This is a genomic window from Paraburkholderia sp. BL10I2N1, assembly GCF_004361815.1.
Lineage (GTDB): Bacteria > Pseudomonadota > Gammaproteobacteria > Burkholderiales > Burkholderiaceae > Paraburkholderia.
The window spans coordinates 1,053,007-1,068,627 of record NZ_SNWA01000001.1; the positions used below are offsets into that span (position 1 = coordinate 1,053,007).

15 protein-coding genes are annotated in these 15,621 nt (G+C 62.7%); 10 read left to right on the forward strand and 5 right to left on the reverse strand.

Annotated elements, in window-relative coordinates:
- The first annotated feature begins 40 nt into the window (after window positions 1-40).
- The 6 genes from hemA (at window position 41) to B0G77_RS04925 (ending at window position 5,374) form a co-directional block, all read left to right on the forward strand.
- On the forward strand, window positions 41-1,336 hold the full coding sequence (gene hemA, locus B0G77_RS04900) for a glutamyl-tRNA reductase (RefSeq protein WP_133661109.1): 1,296 nt from the start codon (window positions 41-43) through the stop codon (window positions 1,334-1,336).
- Window positions 1,337-1,446: 110 nt separating this feature from the next.
- Window positions 1,447-2,529 (forward strand): peptide chain release factor 1, encoded by a 1,083-nt coding sequence (prfA, locus tag B0G77_RS04905; RefSeq protein WP_133661110.1) that lies wholly within the window; start codon window positions 1,447-1,449, stop codon window positions 2,527-2,529.
- 12 nt (window positions 2,530-2,541) lie between these two features.
- Window positions 2,542-3,381, forward strand: coding sequence for a peptide chain release factor N(5)-glutamine methyltransferase (gene prmC, locus B0G77_RS04910; RefSeq protein WP_133661111.1), 840 nt, complete (start codon window positions 2,542-2,544; stop codon window positions 3,379-3,381).
- A gap of 131 nt (window positions 3,382-3,512) precedes the next feature.
- Window positions 3,513-3,824 (forward strand): Grx4 family monothiol glutaredoxin, encoded by a 312-nt coding sequence (grxD, locus tag B0G77_RS04915; RefSeq protein WP_133661112.1) that lies wholly within the window; start codon window positions 3,513-3,515, stop codon window positions 3,822-3,824.
- A 22-nt stretch (window positions 3,825-3,846) separates the two neighbouring features.
- Window positions 3,847-4,446 carry a UbiX family flavin prenyltransferase gene (locus tag B0G77_RS04920; RefSeq protein WP_133661113.1) on the forward strand — a complete coding sequence of 200 codons (600 nt, stop codon included), beginning with the start codon at window positions 3,847-3,849 and terminating at the stop codon, window positions 4,444-4,446.
- A 139-nt stretch (window positions 4,447-4,585) separates the two neighbouring features.
- Window positions 4,586-5,374 (forward strand): class III extradiol ring-cleavage dioxygenase, encoded by a 789-nt coding sequence (locus B0G77_RS04925; RefSeq protein WP_133661114.1) that lies wholly within the window; start codon window positions 4,586-4,588, stop codon window positions 5,372-5,374.
- Between the two features lie 126 nt (window positions 5,375-5,500).
- Here B0G77_RS04925 and B0G77_RS04930 read toward each other — a convergent pair whose 3' ends face one another.
- Window positions 5,501-7,093, reverse strand: coding sequence for an APC family permease (locus B0G77_RS04930; RefSeq protein ID WP_133661115.1), 1,593 nt, complete (start codon window positions 7,091-7,093; stop codon window positions 5,501-5,503).
- 427 nt (window positions 7,094-7,520) lie between these two features.
- Between B0G77_RS04930 and B0G77_RS04935 the strand changes: the two genes are divergently transcribed.
- Window positions 7,521-7,724, forward strand: coding sequence for a cold-shock protein (locus tag B0G77_RS04935; protein WP_007180251.1), 204 nt, complete (start codon window positions 7,521-7,523; stop codon window positions 7,722-7,724).
- A gap of 113 nt (window positions 7,725-7,837) precedes the next feature.
- On the opposite strand, the gene B0G77_RS04940 is transcribed toward B0G77_RS04935, so the two are convergent.
- Window positions 7,838-9,088, reverse strand: coding sequence for an Hsp70 family protein (locus tag B0G77_RS04940; protein ID WP_133661116.1), 1,251 nt, complete (start codon window positions 9,086-9,088; stop codon window positions 7,838-7,840).
- A 155-nt stretch (window positions 9,089-9,243) separates the two neighbouring features.
- Here B0G77_RS04940 and B0G77_RS04945 point away from each other — a divergent pair, with 155 nt between their 5' ends.
- Window positions 9,244-10,761, forward strand: coding sequence for an MFS transporter (locus B0G77_RS04945; RefSeq protein WP_133661117.1), 1,518 nt, complete (start codon window positions 9,244-9,246; stop codon window positions 10,759-10,761).
- Window positions 10,762-10,826: 65 nt separating this feature from the next.
- Here B0G77_RS04945 and B0G77_RS04950 read toward each other — a convergent pair whose 3' ends face one another.
- Together B0G77_RS04950 and B0G77_RS04955 are read right to left on the reverse strand one after the other, a co-directional pair.
- Entirely contained in the window at window positions 10,827-11,420 is a 594-nt protein-coding gene (locus B0G77_RS04950) for a nitroreductase family protein (RefSeq protein ID WP_208116397.1), read from the reverse strand.
- 181 nt (window positions 11,421-11,601) lie between these two features.
- A complete protein-coding gene (locus B0G77_RS04955; protein WP_133661119.1) occupies window positions 11,602-12,885 on the reverse strand; it encodes an MFS transporter in 1,284 nt (427 codons plus the stop codon).
- 154 nt (window positions 12,886-13,039) lie between these two features.
- Here B0G77_RS04955 and B0G77_RS04960 point away from each other — a divergent pair, with 154 nt between their 5' ends.
- Window positions 13,040-13,681 carry a TetR/AcrR family transcriptional regulator gene (locus B0G77_RS04960; protein ID WP_133661120.1) on the forward strand — a complete coding sequence of 214 codons (642 nt, stop codon included), beginning with the start codon at window positions 13,040-13,042 and terminating at the stop codon, window positions 13,679-13,681.
- Window positions 13,682-13,817: 136 nt separating this feature from the next.
- On the forward strand, window positions 13,818-14,384 hold the full coding sequence (locus B0G77_RS04965; RefSeq protein ID WP_133661121.1) for a DUF1415 domain-containing protein: 567 nt from the start codon (window positions 13,818-13,820) through the stop codon (window positions 14,382-14,384).
- A gap of 28 nt (window positions 14,385-14,412) precedes the next feature.
- Here the strand turns inward: B0G77_RS04965 and B0G77_RS04970 are convergent, their stop codons facing one another.
- Window positions 14,413-15,288: an SAM-dependent methyltransferase gene (locus B0G77_RS04970; protein ID WP_133661122.1), complete on the reverse strand. Its 876-nt coding sequence runs from the start codon at window positions 15,286-15,288 to the stop codon at window positions 14,413-14,415.
- Between the last annotated feature and the right edge of the window lie 333 nt (window positions 15,289-15,621).

Consider the following 15,621-nt stretch of genomic DNA (forward strand, 5'->3'; position numbering starts at 1 on the left):
CATAGAGTCCCACGATTGCGCCCCTAATGTTGCGCCTCCTATGCAGCTTTTAACGATCGGAATCAATCACCACACCGCGCCCGTCGCTTTGCGCGAACGCGTGGCGTTTCCGCTCGAACAGATCAAGCCTGCACTGGCAACCTTCAAGGAAATCTGGCTGGGCCCGGCAGCCCGCACAGCGCCGGAAGCAGCGATTCTTTCCACCTGTAACCGTACCGAACTCTACTGCGCCACCGACGACCAGGCCGCCCGCGACGCGGCGATCCACTGGCTGTCCCGCTACCACCGCCTTCCTATCGACGAACTCGCGCCGCACGTCTATGCGTTGCCGCAGTCCGAAGCGGTGCGCCACGCGTTTCGCGTCGCGTCGGGGCTGGATTCGATGGTGCTTGGCGAAACCCAGATCGTCGGCCAGATGAAAGATGCCGTCCGCACCGCGTCCGAAGCCGGCGCGATGGGCACGTATCTGAACCAGTTGTTCCAGCGCACCTTCGCGGTCGCGAAAGAAGTGCGCAGCACGACGGAAATCGGGGCGCAATCGGTATCGATGGCAGCCGCGGCCGTGCGGCTCGCGCAGCGCATCTTCGACAAGGTGTCCAATCAGCGCGTGCTGTTCATCGGCGCGGGCGAGATGATCGAGTTGTGCGCGGCGCACTTCGCTGCCCAGCAGCCGCGCGAACTGGTGGTTGCGAATCGCACTGCCGAGCGTGGCGCACGGCTCGCGGAGCGTTTCAACGGGCGCGCGATTCCTTTGTCCGAACTGCCTGCGCGGATGCACGAATTCGACATCATCGTGTCGTGCACTGCCTCGACGCTGCCGATCATCGGTCTGGGCGCCGTCGAGCGCGCCGTGAAGGCGCGGCGTCACCGGCCGATCTTCATGGTCGATCTGGCCGTGCCGCGCGACATCGAACCCGAAGTCGGCCAGCTCGAAGACGTGTTTCTGTACACCGTCGACGACCTCGGCGCGATTGTCCGCGAAGGCAACGCGTCGCGTCAGGCTGCGGTCGCGCAGGCCGAAGCGATCATCGAAACGCGCGTGCAGAATTTCATGCAGTGGCTCGATGCGCGTAGCATCGTGCCGGTCATCCGCCACATGCACACGCAGGCTGATGCACTTCGCCGCGCCGAAGTCGAACGCGCGCAGAAGATGCTCGCGCGCGGCGAAGATCCGGCAGCGGTGCTCGAAGCGCTGTCGCAGTCGCTCACCAACAAGCTGATCCACGGCCCGACGCACGCGCTCAACCGCGCCAGCACGGAGAACCGTGACAAGCTCATCGAACTGATGAGCGGTTTCTACCGGCACTCCGGCTCGTCCGACCCGTCCAACCGTTAGCGACGCTGCCGCCGCCAGCTGACGGGGCCACCCGTCGCGTTCCGACCAGGGCTTTCGGCCCGCTTCCTCGATACCCGCCGTCCTTTCCGGAGCCCGCTCCGATCCGTCCGATGAAAACGAGCATGCAAAGCAAGCTCGACCAGCTCACAACCCGGCTGGCCGAACTGAACGATCTGTTGAGCCGCGAGGACATTACCTCCAATCTCGACCAATACCGCAAGCTCACGCGCGAGCATGCGGAACTCGGCCCTGTTGTCGAGCAATACGGACTGTGGCGCCAGGCGCTCAATGACGAAGCAACCGCGCAGGAACTGCTGTCGGACGCGTCGATGCGCGATTTCGCCGAGGAAGAAATCCGCGCGGCACGCGAACAGAAGGTGAAGCTCGAAAGCGAATTGCAGACGATGCTGCTACCGAAAGATCCGAACGATTCGCGCAATATCTTCCTGGAAATTCGCGCGGGCACGGGCGGCGACGAGTCCGCTCTGTTCGCGGGCGACCTGCTGCGGATGTACCTGCGCTACGCGGAACGAAACCGCTGGCAGGTCGAGATGATGTCGGCGAGCGAATCGGATCTGGGCGGCTATAAGGAAGTGATCGTGCGGATCGCCGGCGACGCCGCGTATTCGAAGCTGAAATTCGAATCCGGCGGCCATCGGGTGCAGCGGGTGCCCGCCACCGAAACGCAGGGTCGCATTCACACCTCGGCGTGCACGGTCGCGGTCATGCCGGAAGCGGACGAAATCGGCGAAGTCGAGATCAATCCCGCCGATCTGCGCATCGACACGTTCCGTGCGTCAGGCGCCGGCGGCCAGCACATCAACAAGACAGACTCGGCGGTGCGCGTGACGCACCTTCCGACTGGCATCGTCGTCGAATGTCAGGACGACCGGTCGCAGCACAAGAACAAGGATCGCGCGTTGAAGGTGCTCGCCGCGCGCATCAAGGACAAACAGTCCCACGAGCAGCAGGCGAAGGAAGCCGCGACGCGCAAGAGCCTGATCGGCTCGGGCGACCGGTCGGAACGGATCCGCACGTACAACTTCCCGCAGGGGCGCCTCACCGATCACCGGATCAACCTGACGCTGTATAGGCTCGAAGCGATCATGGATGGCGACCTGGACGAACTGATCGCCGCGCTTGTCAGCGAGCATCAGGCGGAGTTGCTGGCGTCGCTCGGTGACGCGGAATAAGGCGCTGCCGCCATGGAAAATGTCGCTACGCTGTTGCGGGCCTCACCGCTGCCAGCGCTCGAAGCGCGGATTCTGCTTGCGCACGTGCTCGGCTGGCGGCGCACGGAGTTGATCACGCGTAGCGATGAGCCGCTCGATGCGGCGCTGGTGGCGCGCTATCAGGAGCTGGAGGCGCGCCGTGTGGCGGGCGAGCCAGTCGCACAACTGGTTGGGGTGCGGGAGTTTTTCGGACTGGATTTCGAAGTCACGCCCGATGTGCTGATTCCGCGCCCGGATACCGAACTGCTGGTCGAAACGACACTGGATGCGCTGGACGGCCTGAAGCGGCCGTGCGTGCTCGATCTAGGCACCGGAACCGGCGCTATTGCCATCGCGATTGCCGACGCGCGACCTGACGCGCAGGTGTGGGCCGTGGACTGTTCGCCGGAAGCACTGAAGGTAGCCACCCGTAACGCCATGCGCCTGCTCGATCCGGCGCGCCCCGGCGGGCTGCTGCATCTGGCGCAGGGCGACTGGTACGCGGCGCTCGCCGACGGCGCGCTGCGCTTTCACACCATCGTGAGCAACCCGCCGTACATTGCAAGTGGCGATCCGCACCTGTCCGAAGGCGACCTGCGCTACGAGCCGCGCGGCGCGCTCACCGACGAAGCCGACGGCCTTTGCGCGATCCGCGCCATTATCTCAGGCGCTCCGGCGTGGCTTACGCCAGGCGGGGCGCTGTGGATCGAGCATGGGTACGATCAGGCCGAGGCGGTTCGCGCGCTACTCGATGCTGAAGGTTTCGCCGAGGTCCAGTCCCTACGCGATCTGGCGGACATCGAACGTATCAGCGGGGGCGTGCTGCCCGGCTGAAGCGGGACCAGCCGGAGGTTGCCTCGGCGGTACGCCGGCAGCTCAGCCCCGCGCGGCCCTCAGCCTGTGGCAACGAAATCCGCTATCATTTGAACCTATCCCGCAATCATTCCGGAACCGCAAGGTCAGTCATGGATACGCAACAACGCATCAAGCAGATCGTCGACGAAAACACCGTCGTACTCTTCATGAAGGGCAACGCACAGTTTCCGATGTGTGGCTTTTCGGGCCGCGCCGTCCAGATCCTGAAGGCGTGCGGCGTTGACGAATTCAAAACCGTCAACGTTCTCGACGACGAAGGCGTGCGCCAGGGCATCAAGGAATTCTCCAACTGGCCGACCATTCCGCAGCTCTACGTGAAGGGCGAGTTCATCGGTGGCTCGGACATCATGATGGAGATGTACCAGTCCGGCGAACTGCAGCAGCTGTTTGCCGCTGCGTAATTCCGCCCACGCGGCGCACGCCATGGAAACCCGGGCTGCGCCGCCGCGCCGGCTGATCATTGCCATCACCGGCGCGACGGGTGCCATCTATGGCATCCGGCTGCTCGAAACGCTGAAGAAGCTTGGCGGCGTCGAGAGCCACCTGCTGATCTCCAGCGCTGGCTGGCTCAACATCCAGCACGAACTCCAGCTGACCAAAGACGACGTGCATCCGCTTGCGGATGTCGTTCATTCTGTGCGCGACATCGGCGCGAGCATCGCGTCCGGCTCGTTCGCAACCGACGGCATGATCGTCGCTCCCTGCTCGATGAAGACGCTCGCCAGCGTGGCGCATGGCCTCTCCGACAACCTGATCAGCCGCGCCGCTGACGTCACGCTCAAGGAACGTCGCCGGCTCGTGCTGATGGTGCGCGAGACGCCATTGAACCTCGCGCATCTGCGCAATATGACGGCGGTCACGGAAATGGGTGGGGTGATCTTTCCGCCACTCCCGGCGTTCTACAACCAGCCGGCGTCAATCGACGAGATGGTCGATCACACCGTGGCGCATGCGCTGGACCTGTTCGGGCTCGGCCCGGCGCTCGCGCCCGCGTGGCCAGGATTGCACGCCCCAGAGGACTAAAGGCGCTCGTCATCGGCGCGCATTAACAACATTGGCGACACAATCAAATGTCTTTTTAGCCGTTTATTAATCGACGGTGCGGGCCTATATTCAATGCAACCGAAAACTTCCCGGTCGCAGCCGATGCGGCCTTGATGCAATGACCCAGTTGCCTACCCTTTTCCTGTCGCACGGCGCGCCGACGCTGCCTATCGACCCGTCTCTGCCGTCTGCGGAATTTGCCACGTTGTCGGCGCAATTGCCGCGCCCGAAGGCGATCCTGATGCTGTCTGCGCACTGGGGCACGGCGCAGCCGGTTGTCAGCACGTCGAGCGCGCCCGAGACCATTCACGATTTCTACGGTTTCCCGCGCCAGTTATACGAGATCCAGTATCCCGCGCCTGGCGCACCGGATGTCGCGCAGCGCGCGGCCGAACTACTCGGCCAACATGGCATTCCAACGGCGACACAGCCGCACGGGCTCGATCATGGCGCATGGGTGCCACTGCTGCTGATGTTTCCGGAAGCGGATGTGCCCGTCGCCCAGTTGTCGATCCAGCCGCGCATGGATGCCGCGTATCACTTCAGAATCGGCCGCGCGCTGCGGGCACTGAAGGACGAAGGCGTGATGGTGATCGGCTCAGGTCAGATCACGCACAATCTTCGCGCCGCCGATTTTTCGGCGCGTCCAGAGGACGCCGATCCTCGCGTGAAGGAGTTCACCGACTGGTTCGAAGCGCGCCTCGCTGCGCGAGACGTCGACGCGTTGCTCGACTATCGTGCAAAGGCGCCGCACGCCGTGTTGATGCACCCCACCGACGAGCATTTGCTGCCCGTTTTCTCGGCCCTCGGTGCCGCCGCCGACGACTACACGCTGTCGATCCAGTCGCTTGGCACCTATCAACGTTCGTTGGCGATGACGAACTATGTGTTCGGCAGCGCAGCCTGACTCGAACTGGATGGATTGAGCGTCCGCGCTCCCCGCTGGGTACAAAGAAAAAGCCCGCCTGATTGTGTTCGGGCGGGCTTTTTCGTTTCGACTCAGCCAGCTCGAAACCAAACCACGACGCAGAAATTACGCGCCGACGCCTTCGAGAACGTCTTCATGCGACTCGCGCTCTTCAAGATACTCAGTGCGATAGCCCGTACGCACGCCCCAGAAATAGAAGACCAGCGAGAAAACGATGACGACCAGCATGTCCCAGCCGTAGGGCAGCACGCCCCAGCCGCCAAACTCCTTGCTGCCGGTCAGCGACAGCACCGCCATCACCGGCAGATAGGCCACCAGCCACCAGGCGGCCTTCAGGTCGCGGCCCCAGCCACCGAAGCCCGACTTCGCCTGGAAGTAGAAGTACACCGGCAGCGCGACGACCATCAGCAGGATGATTTCACCCGTCAGCGGCCACCTTGCCCAGTACAGGATCAGCGACGCGCAAACGAACGCGAACGGCGCGATCACTGACATGCCACGGATATGCAACGGCCGATGGAGGTCAGTTGCCGCGCGGCGCAGCGACATCAGGCTGATCGGGCCCGTCAGATACGAGATCACAGTTGCCACCGAAATCACCGCTGCCAGCGAACTCCAGCCCCGGAAGAAGAACAGGAAGATGAACGACACCAGCAGGTTGAACCACATCGCCTGACGCGGCACGCCGTACAGCGGGTGCACGTTGCCGAACATCTTCGGCATTGTGTTGTTGCGCTCCATCGCGTAGATCATGCGGGTGGTCGTCGCCATATAGGTCGTGCCGGTGCCACTCGGGCTGACGAACGCGTCGATGTACAGCAGGATAGCGAGCCAGTTCAGGTTAAGCGCAATCGCCAGTTCCGCAAACGGCGACGCGAAGTTGAAGTGGCTCCAGCCCTTCATCACATCGCCCGGGCTCACCGCGCCGATATAGGCGACCTGTAGCAGGACGTAGATCACGAGCGCGATCAGGATCGAGCCGATCACCGCAAACGGCACGCTCTTCGAAGGGTTGCGCGCCTCGCCCGCAAGGTTGATCGGGCTCTGGAAACCGTTGAACGCGAACACGATGCCGCTCGTCGCAACGGCCGTCAGCACCGCCGACCAGCCGTATGGCGCGAAATTGCTCGCCTCGCCGAAGTTCTCCTTGTGAAAGCCGGTCAGCATGAGGCCGAGGATCGTCGCGCCCGGAATCAGGAACTTGAATACGGTGATCGCCGAATTGGCTCGTGCGAACAGCTTCACGCCCCAGTAGTTCAGCAGGAAGTACACGATGACAAGCGCCGCCGACAGCAATAAACCCGGCGTGGTCAGCGAACCATTGACGAATAGCGCATGCGCCCACTCATACGGCCAGGTGCTCATGTACTGGATCGACGCTTCCGCTTCGATCGGAATCACCGACACGATTGCGATCCAGTTTGCCCAGGCGCTGATGAAGCCGACCAGCGCGCCATGCGAGTAGCGTGCGTAGCGCACCATCCCGCCCGATTCCGGAAACATCGCGCCCAGTTCGGCGTAGGTCAGTGCGATCGCGAGAATCACGACGGCGCCGATCACCCATGCGCAGATTGCCGCCGGCCCTGCAATTTTTGCCGCCTTCCACGCACCGAACAGCCAGCCCGAGCCGATGATCGAACCCAGCCCGGTCAGCATCAGCGCGAACGGCCCGATGTTTCGTTGAATAGAACTTTTCACTTCCTCTCCTGTATCGAAAGCATGTCGACTCCGCCCCGCTGCTCGTGACACTCGAAGACGGTCTCCTTCCATGCATGCGCAACGCCAACCAGCTGATGCAGGTGCAACCGCCACGCGGCGCGTAGTTTACCGGTTGCACCCATCGCGTGCAGCCGAATGCGCTATGGCCCTACAAAAAATATGCTCGAATAGCAAGCTTTGTAAGCGAGAACCACTCATGTCTCAAAATCTTGTACATATTGGGGCAGTGGGTGTTGACCTTCATCCGAAATCGCCGTATAACGTTCGGGCAGGATTTCAAGCGGCGAGTGAAGGTCTTTCGTAGTTCGCCCATCAACGGTACTCCGGTTGGTCCCATTGCCCCTTCCTTGATTTTCATGCACCCATTGGGCTTCGGCCTTATTCACCATCTTTAGGAACAAGTAATATGGAAACCGGTACCGTCAAGTGGTTCAATGACGCAAAGGGCTTTGGCTTCATCACGCCGGACGGCGGTGGCGAAGATCTGTTCGCGCATTTCTCGGAAATCCGCACGGAAGGCTTCAAGACGCTGCAAGAAAACCAAAAGGTAACGTTTGAAGTGAAGACGGGCCCGAAGGGCAAGCAAGCTGCTAACATCAAGCCGGTGTAAGCACACGCTTCCTTCTGGACGCAAAATAACCCCGCCTCGGCGGGGTTTTTTCATTTCTGGCGCCGCAATCCGGCGGCTGCCGAGGTATCAACGTCGCAGCGCCATTCAGCCGATCAGCGAAAGATGCGCCGGGCGTGAATCCCGAGGCCGGTCGCCACGCTCGCTAGGCGGTCGCCGAACACCGGCTTCGCGGCCGGAAATGCCGCCGCCAGCGCGTTCGAGAGGAACGCGAGGCCCGTCGAGCCGCCCGTAAAGTAAACGGCGCTCACGTCGCGTGGAGCGACGCCTGCGGCCTGCACTGTGTCGCGGGCGGCCTGCACGATGCGCTGCATGTCGTCGTGACCGGCCTGCACGAGTTGCGCTTCGTCGAATGCGAGGCGCAGATCGTCTTCAACCTGCTCCAGATCGATCATCGTTTCGCCCCCAGCCGCAACGCCGATCTTCGCCTCTTCCGCGAACGCTGCCAGCGCATGCCCCAGCCGCCGCTCGACGACGCGCATCAGCCGGTCGTGCTGACGCATGTCGACGTACAGATGCCGCATCAGGCCAAGTTCGCTGACCCGCTTCGGGGAGTAGACCGTGTTGATCAGGTGCCAGGTTGCGAGATCGAAATACACGCGGCTCGGCAGCTCACGACCTTCCGGATCACGCGACTGGTAGCCGAGTTCACGCAGGATCGTCGCGAGTTCCACGCGGCGGTCGAAGTCCGTACCGGCGACGTGCACGCCGTGATGCGCCAGGACATCGTCCTTGCGCTCGATGCGCTTCATTCGCTCGGGGCCAACCCGCACCAGCGAAAAGTCCGATGTACCCCCGCCGATGTCGGCCACCAGCACCAGTCCTTCTTCGGTCAGATGCGATTCGTAGTCGAACGCGGCCGCGATCGGCTCATACTGGAAGTGGATCTCGCGCAACCCGACGGAACGCGCCGCCGCTTCCAGCTGTTGCTGGGCGAGCAGGTCGGCACGCGGGTCGTCGTCGACGAAAAACACGGGGCGGCCCAGCACCGCGCGCTCGATCGAAGCGCCCGCCGCCCTTTCAGCCTTGCGCTTGAGGTGGTCGACGAAGAGGCCGATCACATCCGTGTAGCGGATCGCTGAGCCGTCGCCAAGGTCCGTCGTACTGTCGGCAAGCGCGGAACCGAGAATGCTCTTCATCGAGCGCATCAGCCGGCCGTCGAAGCCGTCGACGTAAGCCTCAAGCGCGGCGCGTCCGTACTCGCGGGTGTTTTCGTCGGTGTTGAAGAAGACCGCGGTCGGCAGCGTCGTGTAGTCGCCCTCGACTGGCGCAAGCCGCAGCGAGGCGCCTTCGGGCAAGGCGACAGCCGAATTCGAGGTGCCGAAGTCAATCGCGCAGTAGGTCATGGCAGGAATCGCTCACGGTTGGCGCGGACGGAAAGGGGACGGGCTTTGTATCATGAAAGCGCGACCGGCATCAACCGGCGCGGCGCAGGGTGCCACGGAACAAAAATTGCTCGATTGCACAGGATATGTCGTCAATTTTCAGGAGACCTTTAGCGATGAGCGAGCCGCCCGCCGCTTCGACGCAGGAACATCGTTCCACACCAGTGGGGCCGCCGGAAAATCCAGGTAGCGGTCATGCCCGGCCTGCGATCGTTGAAACCGATCTGCCGTCGCGGCTCGACCGGCTTCCGTGGGGTCACTTCCACACGCTGATCGTCGTTGCGCTGGGCGTGACCTGGCTGCTCGACGGGCTCGAGGTCACACTGGCAGGCGCCGTTGCGAGCGCGCTGAAATCGAGCCCGACATTGGGCTTTTCGAACGCCGACGTCGGCCTGACCGGCAGTGCCTACATTGCGGGCGCGGTCCTTGGCGCGCTCGGCTTCGGCTGGCTCACCGACCGGCTCGGCCGCCGGAAACTGTTCTTCATCACCCTCGCGCTCTACCTCGCCGCAACTGCGGCGACGTCGTTGTCCTGGAGTCTGGCGAGCTTCATTGTGTTCCGTTTTCTGACCGGTGCGGGAATCGGAGGAGAATACACCGCCATCAACTCGACGATCCAGGAATTCACCCCCGCGCGCGTTCGCGGCTGGACCGATCTTGGCATCAACGGCACGTTCTGGATTGGCGCGGCGCTCGGCGCGGCCGGCTCCCTGGTGTTGCTCGACAACAGCCTTCTCCCGGGTGACTGGGGCTGGCGCGCGTGTTTTCTCATCGGCGCGATGCTCGCGCTCGTGATCCTGCCGATGCGCGCCTGGATCCCGGAGAGTCCGCGCTGGCTGCTCACGCACGGCGCGCATCACGAAGCGACGACGATCGTCGAACGCATCGAAGCGCGCTTTCGCGACAACGGCCCGCTCGCTGAGGACGGCCTCCGTCAGCTAAGGCTGCGCGCACGCGACCGTACTCCCCTACGGGAGGTGTTCCACACGCTTTTCAAGCTGCACCGGCGCAGGGCGCTGGTCGGCCTTTCGCTGATGACCGCCCAGGCGTTCTGCTACAACGCGATCTTTTTCACCTACGCGCTCGTACTGACCGATTTCTACGGCGTACCGGGCGACCACGTCGGCTGGTACCTGCTGCCGTTCGCACTTGGCAATTTCCTCGGACCGCTGCTGCTTGGACGGTTGTTCGACGTAGTCGGCCGGCGCAAGATGATCGCGGCGACGTACGCGATCTCAGGCGTGTTGCTGGCGGTCAGCGGCTACCTCTTCGAACAGCACTTGCTGGACGTGACGGCGCAGACAATCGCGTGGATGGTGATTTTCTTCTTCGCGTCGGCCGCGGCAAGCTCGGCGTATCTGACGGTCAGCGAGTCGTTTCCGCTCGAAATCCGCGCGCTTGCGATTGCGGTGTTTTATGCGTTTGGGACGGCGCTCGGCGGGATTGCCGGTCCGGTGTTCTTCGGGCGGCTGATCGACACCCATCAGCGCAGTGCGGTGTTCACCGGTTATCTGGTCGGCGCGGCATTGATGGTGGCCGCTGCGGTGATCGCGGCGATCTGGGGCGTCGATGCGGAAAGGAAGTCGCTGGAAAGCGTCGCATCACCACTTTCCGCAATCGCAGAGGGCGAATAAAGGCACCAAAAAACGCGCGGACAATGCCGCGCGTTTTCATCAGGCCATGCCCAGCGGACGAGCCTTCAGAAAGCCTTTTTCCATGCACCGCCGAAGGCGATCTCGCCGAGCGGCAAACGCGTGCGCACCGACTTCTCGCGCTCGCGCAGCACCGGATCGAGCTTTTCGACCTCGCCATAGTGGCCAATCGAAATCATCGCGATGACCTCGACATCGTCAGGAATCTTGAACGCGTCGCGGAATGCCTTGACGTCGAAGCCGCTCATCTGGTGCGCGGCGAGACCCAGCGCATGCGCCTGCAGGACCAGCGCCATGGCTGCCGCGCCCGCATCATACGAGGCACAACGGTTCACTTCGCCCTTGCTCGTCAGCTTCAGCGTGGTGACGGCGATCAGGACGGGTGCCGGCGCATTCCAGCCCTGGTTAAACGGTACGAGCGTTGCAAAGGCGCGCTTGTACGCGACCTCGTCGGCGCCGCGATCGAAGACGACGAAGCGCCACGGCTGGGCGTTGTACGACGAAGGCGCCCAGCGCGCCGCCTCGAGCACCGCATGCAGGTCGTCGCGGCTCACCGGTTCGCTCGAATACGCGCGCGGGCTCCAGCGGCCAGCAATCAGTTCGTGGATGGGGACGGCGGTTGGAGCGGGTTTTGTAGTCATGCGCTTCTCTCGGTCGAAATCCATGTCAGCGGGCAAATGCCCGGGAGCCACATAGGATAACCGGCCTTTGCGCTCAGCGCCGTTCGTCCGCCCAGATAGTGGTGCGGGCAGCGACATACCAGACGCGAACGGGGCGGCCTCCGCACCGCCCCGTCGCCCTCATCCCCTTCCGGGGAACGTGTCAGGCAGGTTGCGCCGCTACCGAACGCTCGCCGCGGTTGATCCGCAGCACGATCACGGCCGCCACCAAACACAGGCCGCCGGAAATCATCGACGCCACCGTGTAAGTCCCAAGGCTCGCCCGCAGCATCCCTGCGCCGAGCGCCGCAAACGCCGCGCCGAGCTGATGGCCTGCCACGACCCAGCCGAACACGACCGGCGCGGCTTCCTTGCCGTAGACATCGGTCGCAAGACGCACCGTCGGCGGCACGGTGGCGATCCAGTCGAGTCCGTAGAACAACGCAAAAAGTGGCAACCCAAAGAAGTCGATACCAAACGCGTGCGGCAGATACATCAGCGACAGCCCGCGCAGCCCGTAGTAGAAGAACAGCAGCACGCGGCTGTTGAAGCGATCCGACAGCCAGCCGGACAGCGTGGTCCCGAACAGGTCGAAGATGCCCATCGCCGCGAGCAGCGAAGCGCCCTGCACTTCGGTCATCCCGTAGTCGCCGCACATTGCGATCAGGTGCGTGCCGACGTAACCGTTGGTGCTCGCGCCGCAGATGAAGAAGCTGAAAAACAGCAGCCAGAAATCACGCGTCCTGCTCGCCATCGCCAGGGTGCCGAATGCAATCGCCAGCGGATTCTGCTTCGTGACGCTGGCCGGGACCGGTGCATCCGCCGGCTCGCCATACGGGCGCAGCGCCATATCCGACGGACGTTCGGGCAACAGGAACGCGACCAGCGGCAGCACGATGCCCGCTGCCGCCGCGACCACCAGCACCACCGGACGCCAGCCGTGATGCTGAGCGATCGCCGCGAGCAAGGGCAGAAACACCAGCTGACCCGTCGCCGAGCTGGCGGTGAGAATGCCCATCACGAGACCGCGGTGCGTCGTGAACCAGCGGTTCACAACCGTCGCAGACAGTGAGAGCGCAGCAACGCCGGTCGATCCGCCAACCATCACGCCCCAGATCAGAATCATCTGCCACGGATGCGTCATCAGCGACGACAGCGCCACACCGGCCGCCATCGTGCCAAGCGCGACGAGCAGCGTAGGGCGCACGCCGAAACGCTGCATCGCCGCCGCCGCGAACGGACCCATCAGGCCGTACAATGCAATGTTGACGGAGATTGCGAGCGAAATCGTCGCCCGGCTCCAGCCGAATTGATGCTCGAGCGGCACCATCATCACGCTCGGCGTCGCGCGTGTGCCCGCCGCCGCCAGCAACACCAGGAACACCACCGCAACCGCAAGCCAGCCGTAGTGGAAACGACCGCCAACCAATCTCGCTGCCCAGTTCATTGGTTCTCCGTTCTGCCACCCCCATAAGGCGGGGTCGCTTTTCATTGTTACGATTTTTGCAAGAGACTTGTGACCGATCTGTCACATTCGTGTTGCGATACTAGTTACTGGTCGGTAACATGTCAAGGGCACGTTGACTGAAGGTAGTATGGCCATGACACAGAGCGAAACCCCCAAACCCGGCGCGACGCGCAGCACCCGCACGCAGACGGCCGGCCCGCAGGCGCAGCAGCATCTGCTACGCGCGGCGGACGAACTGTTCTATCGCGAGGGTGTGCGGGCGGTTGGCGTCGATGCTGTCGTGGAACGGGCGGGCGTCAACAAGATGAGCCTGTACCGGCAGTTTTCCTCGAAGGACGATCTGGTCATCGCGTATCTGGAGCGCCAGGACCAGCGGTTCTTCAACTACGTCGAGAAGAGCTTCGCAAAGCATCCGGGAGAACCGGCGAAGCAACTGATCCAGTATTTCGACGATCTGGCGGTGCGCGCGTCGGTGGACGATTACCGCGGGTGCCCATTCGTGAACGTGGCGGTGGAGTTCCCCGACGTCGCACATCCGGCACGCCAGTTCGTCATCGACAACAAGGCGCGTCTGATGGCACGGATCACCGCACTCGCGGCCGAAGCCGGAGCCGACGATCCCGTCGCACTGGCGAATGCGCTGGGTCTTTTGATCGAAGGCGTGTATGCGGCGAGCCAGACTTATGGGCCAGGTTGCGGGCCGATTCTCGCTGCGCCGCGCGTCGCGGCGCAGTTGATAGCGGCGGCTTGTCCGCATGCGCCAAAGCCGGGCTGAGGTCGCAAAAATTTGCCCGCGGCGTGATCAGCCTGGCGAAGCCGACGCCGCGTGCTTCATTGTTACGATCCGGCAAGCCTCTTGCGGCCAGCATCCCCGCTAAAATACCGCCTTCAATGCATTCTTCCGCCTCGCCATGCCGCTTTCCGCCGAATCCCGCGAAACGATCCTCTTCGCGACCCGTCACTGGCTGACGCGCGCGGTCATCGGGCTCAACCTCTGTCCGTTTGCGAAAAGCGTGCATGTGAAGAACCAGATCCGATACACGATCAGCGAAGCCACCGACATGGAAGGCGTCCTGATGGATCTCGAAACGGAATTGCAGACGCTCATCGATGCCGACCCCGCCTCGATCGATACGACGCTACTCGTCATTCCGCATGCGCTGGCAGACTTTCTGAACTACAACGACTGCCTGTTTTTCGCCAACCGGATGCTGAAGCAGATGGGTCTCGAAGGCGAATTGCAGATTGCGAGCTTTCATCCGCAGTATCAGTTCGAAGGCAGCGAGCCGGACGACATCGAGAACTACACGAATCGCGCGCCCTATCCGATCCTGCATCTCCTCCGCGAGGCAAGCATCGAGCGTGCTGTGGAGGCATTCCCCGATGCCGCCGACATCTATGAGCGCAATCAGGAAACGATGCAGCGGCTCGGCCGCGAAGGCTGGCGGAAGTGGATGACCGAGCCCTCTGAAGATTGATGCGGCAACGCAGCGGTTGAAGTTTGAACTACGATCTGAACGACGCCGGCTCAGTCACAAAGAACCGTTCGCGCAGCTCGGTGAGCCCGAGCGTTTCCATGACTTCATTGAGCCGCGCCGCCGGGCGGGCACGTGGCAGATTCTTGTACTGGGCGATGATGAGTTCGTTCTTCATCGAGTGCTCCCAGCCGACCAGTTCCGTCACGCTGACCTGATAGCCGTGCGCCTCGAGTTGCAGGCAGCGCAGCACGTTCGTGATCTGGCTGCCGAACTCTCGCGTGTGCAGCGGATGGCGCCAGATCTCTGTGAGCGCCTGCCCCAGCGACCTGCTCTTGTTGCTGCGCAGCACACCCGCCACCTCAGCCTGACAGCACGGCACCACGACGATGTACTTCGCCTTTTTCTGCAAGGCAAAGCGGATGGCGTCGTCGGTCGCGGTGTTGCAGGCGTGCAGCGCAGTGACGATATCGATGGTCGGCGGCAAACGCTCCGACGTGATCGACTCGGCCACTGACAGGTTCACGAACGACATCCCTTTGAATCCCAGACGCGCAGCCAGTTCTTCCGACTTCGTCACGAGGTCTTCGCGCGTCTCGATCCCGTAGACGTGCGAACCGTCGTTCTGCTCCTTGAAGAACAGGTCGTACAGGATGAAGCCGAGATATGACTTCCCCGCGCCGTGATCGACGAGCGTCAGCTCACCCTTCGTTTCCTTCAAATCTTTCAACAGCGGCTCGATGAACTGGAAGAGGTGATAGACCTGCTTCAGCTTGCGGCGGCTGTCCTGATTCATCTGGCCGTCGCGCGTCAGGATGTGAAGCTCCTTCAGCAGTTCGAGTGACTGATTCGGGCGGATTTCGTGGGTCTTGGCCGGTTTTGGGGATTTAGCGGTTTTGGTCGACATCGAATTTGTGCAGCGCCAACTGCACCGCGAACGTGCGACAGATGACGGAAGGATTCAAAAGTTGCTGCCAGTTTACCCAAAAGCGCGAACAGGAGCCGGGTGTGTACGCGCCGGTCAGTCAGAAAACGGCAAGAGACAGGCATTTCATCCGGATTTACCTGAAATATTTTGTGTGCAAGGACATACGTCGCGGGACACTGCGCCGCCTGTCATCGGGGTGGTACATCGCTGCGGTCTTACGGCTCGCAGCAGAAACAATAAAGACAGGCTGCCGGTCTGACAGGAACGGCAAGCGTGTGGGAGGTCGGCCTCCGGAACATCGGGCCGAACGTT

What these genes read in the sequence shown, in the direction of transcription:
- hemA (WP_133661109.1), top strand. Translation starts at nt 41, where the DNA reads ATGCAGCTTTTAACGATCGGAATCAATCACCACACCGCGCCCGTCGCT.
- prfA (WP_133661110.1), top strand. Translation starts at nt 1,447, where the DNA reads ATGAAAACGAGCATGCAAAGCAAGCTCGACCAGCTCACAACCCGGCTG.
- prmC (WP_133661111.1), top strand. Translation starts at nt 2,542, where the DNA reads ATGGAAAATGTCGCTACGCTGTTGCGGGCCTCACCGCTGCCAGCGCTC.
- grxD (WP_133661112.1), top strand. Translation starts at nt 3,513, where the DNA reads ATGGATACGCAACAACGCATCAAGCAGATCGTCGACGAAAACACCGTC.
- B0G77_RS04920 (WP_133661113.1), top strand. Translation starts at nt 3,847, where the DNA reads ATGGAAACCCGGGCTGCGCCGCCGCGCCGGCTGATCATTGCCATCACC.
- B0G77_RS04925 (WP_133661114.1), top strand. Translation starts at nt 4,586, where the DNA reads ATGACCCAGTTGCCTACCCTTTTCCTGTCGCACGGCGCGCCGACGCTG.
- B0G77_RS04935 (WP_007180251.1), top strand. Translation starts at nt 7,521, where the DNA reads ATGGAAACCGGTACCGTCAAGTGGTTCAATGACGCAAAGGGCTTTGGC.
- B0G77_RS04940 (WP_133661116.1), bottom strand. Translation starts at nt 9,088, where the DNA reads ATGACCTACTGCGCGATTGACTTCGGCACCTCGAATTCGGCTGTCGCC.
- B0G77_RS04945 (WP_133661117.1), top strand. Translation starts at nt 9,244, where the DNA reads ATGAGCGAGCCGCCCGCCGCTTCGACGCAGGAACATCGTTCCACACCA.
- B0G77_RS04950 (WP_208116397.1), bottom strand. Translation starts at nt 11,420, where the DNA reads ATGACTACAAAACCCGCTCCAACCGCCGTCCCCATCCACGAACTGATT.
- B0G77_RS04955 (WP_133661119.1), bottom strand. Translation starts at nt 12,885, where the DNA reads ATGAACTGGGCAGCGAGATTGGTTGGCGGTCGTTTCCACTACGGCTGG.
- B0G77_RS04960 (WP_133661120.1), top strand. Translation starts at nt 13,040, where the DNA reads ATGACACAGAGCGAAACCCCCAAACCCGGCGCGACGCGCAGCACCCGC.
- B0G77_RS04965 (WP_133661121.1), top strand. Translation starts at nt 13,818, where the DNA reads ATGCCGCTTTCCGCCGAATCCCGCGAAACGATCCTCTTCGCGACCCGT.
- B0G77_RS04970 (WP_133661122.1), bottom strand. Translation starts at nt 15,288, where the DNA reads ATGTCGACCAAAACCGCTAAATCCCCAAAACCGGCCAAGACCCACGAA.